The sequence below is a fragment of the Frankia sp. CcWB3 genome (genome assembly GCF_977927595.1).
In genome coordinates this window covers 1-11,952 of record NZ_CDWRCK010000132.1, presented here as the reverse complement: position 1 = coordinate 11,952, position 11,952 = coordinate 1, and the positions used below count along the sequence as shown (strand labels likewise).

General features: G+C 70.2%; 10 protein-coding genes. 2 read left to right on the top strand and 8 right to left on the bottom strand.

All coding sequences use genetic code 11. From position 1 onward, the window contains the following. Positions 1 to 826 (bottom strand): type II secretion system F family protein (locus ACY5KJ_RS11785; RefSeq protein WP_462203360.1); only part of this gene is annotated, 826 nt, incomplete at its 3' end. Continuing rightward, positions 826 to 2,133 (bottom strand): CpaF family protein, encoded by a 1,308-nt coding sequence (locus ACY5KJ_RS11780; protein WP_462203359.1) that lies wholly within the window; start codon positions 2,131 to 2,133, stop codon positions 826 to 828. The genes ACY5KJ_RS11780 and ACY5KJ_RS11785, both read right to left, overlap by 1 nt. A 593-nt stretch (positions 2,134 to 2,726) precedes the next feature. Here ACY5KJ_RS11780 and ACY5KJ_RS11775 point away from each other — a divergent pair. Continuing rightward, on the top strand, positions 2,727 to 4,409 hold the full coding sequence (locus tag ACY5KJ_RS11775; RefSeq protein ID WP_462187085.1) for a PAS domain-containing protein: 1,683 nt from the start codon (positions 2,727 to 2,729) through the stop codon (positions 4,407 to 4,409). Between the two features lie 24 nt (positions 4,410 to 4,433). On the opposite strand, the gene ACY5KJ_RS11770 is transcribed toward ACY5KJ_RS11775, so the two are convergent. From ACY5KJ_RS11770 to ACY5KJ_RS11745, 6 genes are all read right to left on the bottom strand, one after another. Further along, positions 4,434 to 5,987 carry a hypothetical protein gene (locus tag ACY5KJ_RS11770; RefSeq protein ID WP_462187077.1) on the bottom strand — a complete coding sequence of 518 codons (1,554 nt, stop codon included), beginning with the start codon at positions 5,985 to 5,987 and terminating at the stop codon, positions 4,434 to 4,436. Positions 5,988 to 6,425: 438 nt separating this feature from the next. After that, positions 6,426 to 6,920 carry a DUF6912 family protein gene (locus tag ACY5KJ_RS11765; protein ID WP_462187078.1) on the bottom strand — a complete coding sequence of 165 codons (495 nt, stop codon included), beginning with the start codon at positions 6,918 to 6,920 and terminating at the stop codon, positions 6,426 to 6,428. 65 nt (positions 6,921 to 6,985) lie between these two features. After that, positions 6,986 to 8,026, bottom strand: a complete 1,041-nt coding sequence (locus tag ACY5KJ_RS11760; RefSeq protein WP_462187079.1) for a patatin-like phospholipase family protein — start codon at positions 8,024 to 8,026, stop codon at positions 6,986 to 6,988. 231 nt (positions 8,027 to 8,257) lie between these two features. Further along, positions 8,258 to 8,761, bottom strand: coding sequence for a helix-turn-helix domain-containing protein (locus ACY5KJ_RS11755; RefSeq protein ID WP_462187080.1), 504 nt, complete (start codon positions 8,759 to 8,761; stop codon positions 8,258 to 8,260). A 516-nt stretch (positions 8,762 to 9,277) separates the two neighbouring features. Continuing rightward, a complete protein-coding gene (locus tag ACY5KJ_RS11750; RefSeq protein ID WP_462187081.1) occupies positions 9,278 to 10,615 on the bottom strand; it encodes an AAA family ATPase in 1,338 nt (445 codons plus the stop codon). Then, complete coding sequence (locus ACY5KJ_RS11745; RefSeq protein WP_462187082.1) at positions 10,612 to 11,385, bottom strand: SAF domain-containing protein; 774 nt, start codon at positions 11,383 to 11,385, stop codon at positions 10,612 to 10,614. The genes ACY5KJ_RS11750 and ACY5KJ_RS11745 overlap by 4 nt, the downstream gene beginning before the upstream one ends. A 308-nt stretch (positions 11,386 to 11,693) precedes the next feature. Here ACY5KJ_RS11745 and ACY5KJ_RS11740 point away from each other — a divergent pair, with 308 nt between their 5' ends. After that, positions 11,694 to 11,930, top strand: a complete 237-nt coding sequence (locus ACY5KJ_RS11740) for a helix-turn-helix domain-containing protein (RefSeq protein ID WP_011435224.1) — start codon at positions 11,694 to 11,696, stop codon at positions 11,928 to 11,930. The last annotated feature ends 22 nt before the right edge of the window (positions 11,931 to 11,952 follow it).

Genomic DNA, 11,952 nt, shown 5'->3' with positions numbered 1-11,952 from the left:
GGCCGATCCGCTTCATGAGCAGGTAGGCGAGGGCCGACACGGCGCCGCCCACCACGAGCACCAGGACCCCGGTCGGGCTGTCGTAGGCTCGCACGTTCTGCCCCCGGGTGGCCAGCAGGAGCAGCACGATCCAGGGGGCGGCGAGCGCGAGCCAGGCGGCGTTCACCGTCCAGCTCTGCCGCGTCTCGAGCTCGGCGCGGGTGCGGGCGTCCTCCCGCAGGAAGGTGGACAGCGTGCGCAACAGCCGGCCGAGGTCGGTCCCGCCGACCTCCCGGGCCATCCGCAGTGACTCGATGATGCGGTCGGCCACCGGATCGGCGAGCTCGTCGGCGAGGCGGTCCAAGCAGGCCGAGAACGACCCGGTGGCGCTGTAGTCCTCGCCGAACCGGGTGAAAGCCGGTCGCAGCTGTACCGGCCCCCGCACCCCCACCGCGGCCAGGCCCTCGGGCAGCGACATCCCGGCCCGCACCGCGCTGGACAGGTTGTCGACAACGTCCGGCCACAGCTCCCGCAGATCATGCATGCGGGCATGCCGCCGACGGACCACGAGGGCCCGGGGCAGCAGACTCGCAAACACGACGAAGGCGCCGGCCAGCGACACGGTCTCGGTGAATGCCAGGACGACCAGGCCGGCTACCAGGCCCAGACCCAGGCTGATCATGACGAACTGACGCGGGGTCACGCCGCGGATGCCCGCCTGGGCGAGCAGGTCGCTCGTCGACCGTTCCCAGCGCGCCGTCGCCGACCAGGCCGCGAACCGCGGCCGGCCGCTGGTGACGATGAGGAACAGACCCAGACCGAACAGCAGGCCGAGGAAGATGCCCATCATCGCTCCGCGGCGATCTCGGGCCAGCCCCCGCCGGGCCGATGATGATGGTAATCATGGTCGCCCTGGGCCAGCAGGGCGGGCAGGTCGTAGCCGGCGCGGGCGAACCGTTCGGGATGTGGCGGGAAGCCGTCGGCGCGGACCAGTCCGTCCGCGCGCGAGCGGTAGATCTGGGCGATCTCGATGACGTCCCCCTCCGTCCGGCCGGGCAGCGCGACGACCTCGGTGACGCGGCGCCGGCCCGAGACGTCCTTCTCCAGATGGACGACGAGATCCACGCTGGCGGCGACGGTGGGCACCACAAAGGCATGGCTGACGTTCTCGCCGGCGAGCAGGGGCAGGGTGCACAGTTTCGTCACGGCCTCGCGAGCCGAGTTCGCGTGCAGGCTGCACATACCGGGCAGCCCAGAGTTGAGCGCGATCAGCAGGTCGAGCGCCTCCTCCTGGCGAACCTCGCCGACCAGGAGCCGGTCCGGGCGCATCCGCAGGGCCTCCTTGACCAGCCGGCGCAGCCGGATTTCCCCGCTGCCCTCCAGGTTGGCCTGCCGGGTCTGCATCGCCACCCAGTCGGCGGCCCGCAGCTTCAGCTCGAACACCTCCTCGCAGCTGATCACCCGTTCCCGGGCCGGGATGGCCGAGCCGAGACAGTTGAGCATGGTCGTCTTGCCGGCCTGAGTGCCGCCCGCAATGATGATGTTGAGGCCGGCGACGACGGCAGCGTCCAGAAAGGTGGCCGCTGCCAGCGTGATCGTCCCGAGATCGACCAGTTCGTCCAGGCTCGACGCGGACAGCACAAACTTACGGATGTTGATCGACCAGTGCACCCGGGTGACATCGGGGATGACCACGTGCAGCCGGGAACCGTCCGGAAGCATGGCGTCGACGAACGGGGTCGAGAGGTCCACCCGCCGGCCCGAGGACTTCAGCATCCGCTCGACGAGGTCCTGGACCTGATCGGCCGTCAGAATGGTCGTCGTCAGCTCGCTGCGACCGGCCCGGGCGACGAATACCCGGCCCGGCTCGTTGATCCAGATCTCCTCCACGGTGGGGTCGTCGAGGTGGCGTTGCAGCGGCCCGAACCCGGCAACCGCGTCATAGACCAGCCGGGCGGTGACGTCCCGGTCGACGACCGGGGGAAGGTCACTGACGAGAACCCGTTCCTCATAATCGGCGAGCACCTCGTGAACGAGCTGACGCACCTGCGCCGGGTCCCGCACGGGATCGAGAGAACGCCGCCGGACGAGCTCTCTGACCTCGTCCTCCACGAACGATGTCGCGTCCAGCCAACTGCCGCGTGCCACCGCCACGGAAACCGCTGCTCCTCCGGCTTTCGTCTCTTCCCGCCCCGATAATTGCCACGAAGCGTAGAAAGAAGGTCACTGGTAAGCAACCCCCGACGCCGGGGGCAGACGCAACAACGTTCGCACAACCCCCACCGGGGACATGGAGCGGGTAGGGCTCAGGTAGGCCACAGCCCGTACAGAGTCCCCCCTTGACCACCAAGGTTGCTACTCTCCGCAGTCAAAAAGCGGTCGCGGACCGGACATTTGTCATCGCTCTGTGCGCATATCGACTGCACCGACGGTGCACCAACCGCCCCGGAAACGCCCGCGCGATTTCTCCCTCGAAACGACGCCGAGGCGATAGCCTTTCGGCGGTCCCTAACCCGAACATCCCTGTAGCCGATATCGCATCGCTGGGTCGGCAGGCGGAATCCCCCCACCCCGCCGGTCTCATCCAGCGTCCCACCAACGCCTGCCTCGGGGGTCCCTTCCGTGTCCGGTCAGCCAACAACCAGCGCGGTCGCCAGCCGCCCGCGAGAACCTCATTCGGCCACCAGGGCGGCGTTGCTCCCGACGCCTCCCCGGCACGATCCCCCGGAGTGGAAAGGGGCATCACGATGAGCGGCGCCCGGGATCCCCGATCGTCAGACATGTTCGACACGACCGCTTGGAAAATGTTCTGGCGGATTGTCGAAAACTGCCCGGTCGCGGTATTCGCCACCGATGCGGCAGGCCGGTATCTCTTTGTGAACCGGCCGTGGTCCAAGTTGACCGGCGTTACCCGCGACGAGGCGGTCGGATGGGGATGGCAACGCATCGTCCATCCCGGCGACGTAGCGAACGTCGGCAGCCGGTGGCGGCGCCTCGTCACGCACGGCGACGGGTTTTCGATCCAGGTCCGGTTGATCCGACCGGGTGAACCACCCTGCGACGCGGTCATGCAGACGATGGTGACCTCGGCAGGGGACGGTAGACAACGGATCGTCGGCACCCTCACCGTGCCGTCGGCCAGTGCGTTCGGGAACGCCGCCGGGCCGGTGACGGGTGTGCCGGTGACGGGTGTGCCGGTGTCCTCGCCGCGGGTCCAAGGGCGTCACTCCCCGATCGGCCCATCGTCCGCGGGCCAGCCCGATACCGACGACGTCGCCGTCCAGGAACGGGCCGAACCCGACCTCGCTTCCCGCGAACCGACGTCTCACGAACCGGCGCATCACGAACCGGCCGATCTCGAACACCTTGACGACGGGCAGGCCGAGCTCGACCGCCTTCGCCGTCGCGAGGCGGCTTTCGAACTCGCCGCTCTCGATCCCGACCTCCTCGACGGGCACCTGCTCGATCAGGATCTCCTCGGTCTCCAGGCCCTCGCCTCCGATGGGGTGCCCGCGGGCGATCTCGACAGGTTCGGCGTGTTCGACGGACCGGGCCCGTTTGATCTGCCGGACCAGTCCGACCGGTCGGATCGCCCCGATCGGGTGGACGAGATAGCCCGCCTGGACGGGCTGGACGGGCACGGTGACACCGAGGAGACCGATCTCGTCGACGCGGCCGGGGACCGCGAGGACGACGGCGAGTACCCGCGACGCGAAGCACCCTCGGCCTGGCCTCGGGCCGACCAGTCCGATCGGGGCTGGGAATGGTCTGTTCCGCTTCCCCGCCGGCCGGTTCCCGGCGAACCGACGCCGGGCCGGGCGACATCCCGCGAAGCCACCGAGGATCGGCCCACAGTCGGGTTTCCCCGCGGGACGCTCCCGCCTGGCGCGGAGTGGCGCGCGGCCGTGGCCCTGCATCGCAGCGAGAATGACGACCTGCGTCCCTTCGGACGCGCCAGGGGCTCGAACCACACCTGTGGCTGCCCGTTCACCGAGGCCCGACGGATCGAGGAGGCATGCCGGGACCGGGAACGCTGGCTGACGACCCTGCTCGCCGAACTGACGACCGCCGTGCTCATCGCCGACCGGGACGGGCGTGTGGTGGCGGTGAACCAGGTGTACTGCGATCTGTTCGATCTGGCGGACCTGCCCGTCGACCTGGTCGGAACGGATTGCCGGCTGCAGCTGCGTCCCCGGCCCGGGCTGGTGGACGATCCATCCGGATTCGCGACGCGCCTGGACACCCTGCTCCGTCGACGGCGGACGCTACGCCGGGAGGCAGTGATGTTCGCCGACGGGCGGGTGTTCGAGCGTAGCCACATCCCGCTGACCGCGGCCGACGGCTACCGCGGCCATGTCTGGCTCTACTCCGACGTCACCGACCGCCGGATCCTGGAGGCTGAGATCGAGGGACTCATCTCCGGACTGTGACGAGCGAGGTGGACGGCGGTCCGGTCAGTAGACGCCGCCGTAGTGCCGGGCCTGCAGATCCTGGGCCTGGCCGACCCAATCATCGGAGACGATGCGGTCACCGAAGCCATCCAGCCGGTGAGCGAGCCGCTCGACGTCGGTATCACCCATTTCGGCCAGCTGACTGAAGGTTGTGATGCCCAACGCCCGCAGCCGGGCCTCGATCACCGGGCCCACGCCGACAATCTCCTTGAGGTTGTCGCCGCCCGACCGCACTGGATCGAGGAGACCGTTCCACCGCGGCGCGGGTTCCAGCACGACCCGGCTACCCGTACCCGGCTGGCCGCTGGCCCCGTTCGTTCCACCGGTGCTCCTGCCACCGGTGCTCTTCACGCCGCAGCCACTCCCCTGACTACTCGACGGCGGTCCGCCCGGGGCCGGTGGCCGGTTCTTCGTGGCAACGCCGCTCGCCTGGACCGTCGCCCCCGAGATGTTCGCCCCGGGCGACAGAGCCAGGCCGTGCGCGGGCAGCGCGCTCTTCGACGGCCCCGCCTCGTTCGGGGTGACCGCGAGGTTCGACGAGACCACACCGCCCGCGGCAGCAACCCCGACCGCGACGGCGGCCTCGGCGGTGGGGGCAGCCTCGGGATGCTCGGCACCGGCTTTCTCGTCAGAGGAGGCCTGGCCCAGAAGCGCCTCGGATTTCGCGATCCGCCCCAGCAGGCTGAGCCGTTCGGCCGCCCATTCGGCCTGGTGCCGATCCAGCCGGGTGGTCATGGTGGCCACCTGGCGTTGCGCGTCCTCCGCCTCCGTACGGGCCATGGCCAGTCGGGAGGAGAACTTGGCCGCCCGGCCCTCGGCCTCGACGAGCTGTCTGCGCAGCAGCTCGGCCTCATGGGCGAGCTCCGCCGCCGAAGGGCCGGCGGGATCACCGCCCGCCCCCGGGGAGCCCGCCGGCACCGGGCCGGCGGCACCCGGGCCGACAGTACCCTCGCCGGCGGCACCCGGGCCGGCCGGGAGGGCCTGGGCCGCGCCGGGTGTCACGGCGTACGCCCGGGCCCGCATCGCTGCCTCGATCTCCTCGACCCGGGCGCTTGCGATCACGGCATGGCGCTCCGCCTCGGCGATCCGCCGTTCGGACTCCGCGGCACGCTGTTCGGCGACAGCGAGCCGGGCAGTTAGATCCGCCTTCTCCAAGGCGACGTCGTCACGCTGCCGGCGCAACCGGGCGATCAGCTCGGCGGCCTGCCCTGTGCCCGTGCCGCGGGCGCCCGAACCGGGGACACCCGTGTCGGCGTCGCCGACGCACGCCGCCACGGCGTTCCCGGCCTCGGCAGCATTCCCGGCATTCACGCGGTTCACGTCGTTCGCGGCTGCCGCCTGATCGGCTGACGGGACCGCGCCGGGGCGGGATTCGTCGAGGCCCAAGCCGGTGCCGGCCGGCGTCTCCACCGATCCCGCCCGATTCCGCGCGGCGTCAGCGTCGGCGTTGCGGGCCTGCCGGCGCAGCGGCGCGATCAGGAAGACCCAGGCCAGCGCCGCACCAATGAGCATCGCCACCAGCACGTATGCCAGGATCTGCCCGGCGAGGTACAGCATGGGCTGCCAGCCTCCTTACCGCGGTAGGTCGGTCGAGATCACACCTGCCAGCGGGGGTGACATCTCGGTACGAAGGTTGTGGGAAGTGGAGCCCCCTCGGCGCCATCCAGGTGGTGACCCGGTCGCCGCCGCAAGACTCCCCAGCATTATTCGCAACGCCCGGCATCGGCCGCACCCGGGGAGGTTCAACCGTTGTCCACGTCGATCTCCCTGGGTGGGAAATCACCGTTCACGGACGGCAGGCGACGAACAGCACCCCAGGGAGGAGTGAGGAGTATGGGAAGACAACCGCGAGGGCCGCCCGTCGGGAACATTTCACGCCAGCTGGTCACCAGTCCAGACAGCATGCCCCAACGAGCCGTCAACGTGCGTGGTCTCCTCCGCCGCGCGGGGGAGACCTCCGCCCCCGCGCACCCAACATCCGCGTCTCCGTCGGGGTCAGAGAAGACCGGGGAGCTCCTGAGGCGCGAACCACAGCAGTTCGAAGCCCTCGACGCTGTCCACGGTGAAGGCGGCGTCATCCCCACCGAGATCGGCCTCGACGATGCACTTCGCCGCCGCCGCGACCGCCGCGACAACCTCCTCGTCGTCTCCGTCGTCGACATGGATGGCCTGCACGGCCGACCACGGCACCGGGAAGTCCACCTCGACGGCACCCTGCTCAAGATCATCTCTTACCCGCACCTCGCCGTCCGCGACATCGGCCACGAAGACCATGCGCCGGCGCGGCGCGGACGGGTCGGCGTCCAGCAGCCGCAGGCTTGCCCGGCCGGCGTCGTGCAGCGCCGCGTACTCCAACTCCTCCTCGGACTCCGACTGGGCGTACCACTCGCGCGTCGCGGGGGTGACCGCGAATCCGGTGCCTGGGGGGATGCGCGCGGACTCCCAGACCGATCGGGCGACGGCCAGCGTGGACGGGAGATAGATGCGCACCCGCTCAGTGTGCAACCAACCGGGGCGAGCCGGCTACGAGGACCAGGTCAGCCACGAGGACCAGGTCAGCCGGCCAGGCCGAGCCCAAGCCGGCCCCCGCTCGCCTCGGCGTCGTCGGTGGCCCCGGCCACGCCGGAACGGGCGGAACGGGCGGCGGCATGCAGGGCCTCGCCCGTCGTACGCAGCGCCGTCTCGAACACCTGGGCCCGCCGGGTCAGATCCATCACGTTTCCGCCGATGACCTCGAGATCCTCCGGACCTGGGCAGAGCACCGTCACCCGGGTGCCCGCCGCCTCCACCATCTCGACCTCCCGCATCAGCCGGCGGGTGGCGGCCCGGCGGACCTGGCGTTCGACCCGGGCCACCGTGCCACGGGGTCGGTCGAGGTGGAACGAGCAGGCCGGGGCGAGCACCAGGATCTCCGCGAGGCCCGCGTCGGCGAGAAGATCGACCGATGCGGGCGATCGGGTTCCGCCGTCAACGAATCGCTGGCCGTCCACCGCGACCGGGGCGTACCAGCCGGGAATGGCACACGACGCCATCACCGCCTCGGACAAGGTTGCCCGAGGCGCATCGGCCACACCGAACAGCACGCGCTCACCGGTGTCGAAGTTCATGGCCACCACCCGCAGCGCGGGCCTGGTGGGCCACCCGGTCGGATCGAGGCCCTTGCGGTCCATCGCCGCGGTCACCAGATCGCCGACCGCGGAGATCTTCCCACGGCCCTGTGGAAGCATCGCCGCCAGCGTGACCATCGGCGAGGACCGCCGGGGGTGCCGGGCACTGGCCGTCAGCAGCCTCGGTGAACCCATGCGCATCCGGGGGCGCGGGGGTAGGGAAGCACCGAGGTCGCGGTAGTCAAGAACGGGATCCCCCGCCTCGTAGATCCCCCGCTCGGAATTGGCCATCACGTCGATGCCGATCCCCAGACCGAGCAGGGCCGCGACCACCGAGCCGGCGGACGTGCCGACCACCAGGTCGGCTCCGCTCAGATTACGGCCGGTCGCGGTCTCGACCGCCCGCATCGCGCCGATCATCCAGGCGGAGCCGAGCACTCCACCGGCTCCCAGGACCAGACCTCTGCGTGGGGCCCGTTTCCTGGTCATAGTCCACCTCCCGGCGCGGCGACCGGGAAGGGAGACGCATCGCGCTGGGATGCCCGCCGCCCGGCATGCTCGCTGCCATGTGGGCCGCCCGGTCGCACCTGGGCCGACCCGCCCACAAACGGCGTGCCCGCCTCGTCGGGACGGCCGGGGATGGGCCGGTAACAGTCCATGGTCCGCGTTGACCGTACCTTGCTGCTCCCGGCGCTCGAAGCGCCCGGGCAGTCCACCGGACTACTCCGGCGGCTCCTCGCTACTCTCTTCGGGGAAGCTGGTCTCCAGCACTCCCCAGTTCCGCAGCCGCTCGGCGAACTCCTGGGGGGTCGTGTCGTGGAGCAGGGCGAGCGCACGCACGTCGCCATCCCGGATGGACAGCACACGGCCGGCGTAGTCGTCCCGTTGGCGCTGGATCTGGGCAACCCACCGACGGACGAGAGCAGAGGAGTCCGGCGGAGCCTCGCTCAGCTTCTCCAGGTTGAGCACCGTACGTGGGCGACGCTCCCGCGGCGGCAGCTGATCCTCGTTGGGCAACAGCGCCGAGACCGGGACTCCGTAGAATCCCGCGAGTTCGGAGAGTTGATGCACGCTGATCATGCGGTCACCGCGTTCGTAGGAGCCAACGGCAGCGGTCTTCCACCGCCCCCGCGACTTCTGCTCCACTCCCTGCAGCGACAGACCCTGCTGTATCCGAATCGCCCGCAACCGGGCGCCCACGGCCTTCGCGTACTCTCGGCTCACCCGACACACCCCCAGCCGTCTCGAACGAGCATCACGTACCTCTCGCCGCGCCCATAGGAGATCAAGGTACGACTCGTGTGGTGCTGGCGAGGCATGCTCCCACTAGCGTAACGTTGCCGAAAGAGACCGCTCGCAGATACATATACGATGCTACGTTACGTGACTTTCTTGTACGACTTCTCTCGCATCTCAGACTCTACGGATTAAGAAAGCTACTCTATGTAGTAAATTTTATAAGGTCGGAAGCTATCAGTGAGATCTCTCTCACGACTTGACCGAAGTTCCTCCACACAGCGATGCCCCCAAATTGCTCGTTGTAACCGCCCCCACTACACCAAGATGGCGACACGAATACTTTATGTCACGGTTACGCCAAGGGCGTAACCGTGAGTTGCCGACGCCGCGCAAGCAATCGGCCGGACGGCAGCAGGCCCAGCGGGGGATGCGGCCCCGGCTCGTCCGTCGGGACGGCCTGCCCGCTCACCAAGATCATCTGGTTCGCCGGACTCACCGAGTTCACCGGGCCTGGCGCCGCAGGCTCCCCCGCCGACGGCGGGGAGCCGCCGGGCGGCCAAGCAGCCGGCCGGCCAGCTCCCTGATCGCCAGCCGGGCCGGGGAGGTCGGAGCGATGTCACGCAGGAGCTGTCCGGCCACCTGAGCGGCGTCCAGCCCGGCGAGGTCGTAGGGCACCAGGGCCACCGGCTCGGTCCCGGTGTGGCGCAGAATCGCCCGACTGACCTCGCGGGCCGGGTCTCCGCCCACGACCGAGGCGCGCAGCCGGTTCACCACGACAAGCGGGTCGACGGAGGGGACGGTCTCCCGCAGGTCGGACAGTCCCCGCACAAACCGGACCAGACCGACCGGTTCGGCAGACGCCACCGCCAGCACGACGTCGGCCGCGCCCAGCACGGCGAGCGTCGCTCCGTTACGCCGGGGCGCGGAGGTGTCGAACGACAGTTCCTCGTCCGTCTCCAGGCAGAACCCGCAGTCCACAACGACGAAGGACGCCAGGCGCCGGGCCATCGACAGCACGGTCTCAACGGATGCCGGGCGTAGCTCGGGCCATCGCGAGGGGCGGGGGATGCCGGGCAGCACTCGCAGGCCGCCGCCCAGATCACGGCACAGTACAGCGAGCCGGGGCACGTCCAGCAGCCCCTGGTTGGCCGACCGGGCCGCCGCAGCCAGACCGGGGGCCTCCTCGAGCAGGCCGACGAGCTGCCCGACCGCGCCGCCGTAGGAGTCGGCGTCCACCAGCAGGGTGGAGGTCCCCAGCCCGGCGAGTTCGGCGGCCAGGCACAGCGCGATCGTGGTGCGTCCCGGCGCGCCGGCCGGACCCCATACCGCGATCACCCGGCCCACCCGGCCGTCGCCCGGTCCGATCGGCCCCACGCCGTCGGTGACACCGATGGCCGGGGCGAGCGGCCCGAACCCGACGAGTGGTTCGCTGTAGGAACCGGGCGCCCGGGTCGCCGGCGCGGCCGCGTTCGTCGCCAGCGCCCGGGATGCCTCGACGACCGCTCCCGCGATGACCTCCGCGGTGGCGTCCGAGGGGATGACCGCGGCCACGCCGAGCTGCCGCAGCCGCCGGTCGCCGTCCTCGTCGCCGGGGGCGGTCAGCCCGACCACCGCAATGCCCGCCATGGCCAGGCGGGTCAACGCATCCCGGTCAAGCCGGCGCAGGTCCGCAGACAGCAGGGCAGCCCGGGCCGCGCCGGTGGTCGCCGCGGCCAGCAGGTCCGGCAGGTCGACGCAGCGGCGCACCACCGTAACCCCGAGGTCGCGACGATCGAAGGCCGAGACCAGGCCGGCCTCGACCATCGCATCGGTGACAGCGGTGAGGATCGGCAGGCTCACCGGCCGTACCCCGGCACGGTGGTCGGTCCCGTCGAGCCGACCCCACCGCGGGAGTCGCGCTCAATCTTCACGACGTCGACCCGCTCGCTCTGCGAGGCCGCGACGGCCTGGATGGCGTTGTCCACCGGTACGCGCAGCGTTAGCGAACGGTCCCCGTTGGTCAACTTCTCGAGGCTGACAAACTCGACGTCGTGCAGGATCAGCACCTCGGCCCCCGCGCCCGCGGGCGCGGCCGGTGTGCTCCGGCCGGCCTGCTGATCGCCCCCGGTAGTGCTCGGCGCGACGGCGCCGCTCTGGAACACGAAGACGTCCACATGGTCACCCGGTCCGAGAGCCGGCAGCCGCCCGGCCTTCACGATGATCGGCACCAGCCGCGTCGGCTGGGTGTTCTGGCCGGCGAAGTCGGGCCCGCTCACCAGCTCGCCGGTGTCCACCGGCCGCGCCAGGGTGGCGCCGACCAGGTCGTCGAGACGGCTTCCCGGGTAGTAACGACCCGAGGTCCTCTCGTCGAGCCTGGCCGGCACCGTGGCGAGATCCCCGGCGACGATGATGTGCCCGGCCGGCATGTCCACCTTGGCGACCACCCACTGGTGGGTCGCGTCCGCGCTGGCGAACAGCCGCGCCCCGACGACCACCGAGACGAGCACGAGTAACACCCCGACGAGCAGCCGGGAGTCACGCCACCGTCGGCGGGTCAACCGACGGGCCGGGGGTGATGCCGGTGGCGGGGACGCCTCCGGGCGGGCCGGTGCCGCGGCGAGCTCGGTCACCGGGAGACCTCCCTTTTCTCCTGGCCGGACCATTGGTACATGTTCGCACCTTCCGGTCGCAGAGCGTACGCGGTCGTCGGCCCTGAGCCCAGCCAAACCAGCGAGGAATCGGATGCGGACCGAACGGGATCCGTCGACCTCTGGGCCAGGCGGGCACGGGTAGCGGACCAGTCCAGTACCTGCGAGCACGGGCTTTTGGCGGTATCCGCGTGCACTTATCCACAAGCACGCGCATCCGGACGCGATAAGCGGTGGTATCTCTGATACACACGTGAGGAGAGACATCTGCCCTCAGAAGGAGGACTTTGATGAACGACCGCTTCCTTCAACTCAGCGATGTGGCGGACATCCTCAACATCTCCTCCAGCCAGACCTACGCGCTTGTCCGCTCGGGCGAGCTCCCCGCCATCAAGATCGGGGGACGGGGTCAGTGGCGGGTGGAGCGCACCGAGCTGGAGGCGTACATTCAGCGCGCCTATGAACAGACCCGGGCCTTCGTCGCAGCCAATCCGATGAGCCGTAACGAGGCTCCGCCCGAGGACTAGGGGGACGTAATGAAGTAACAAA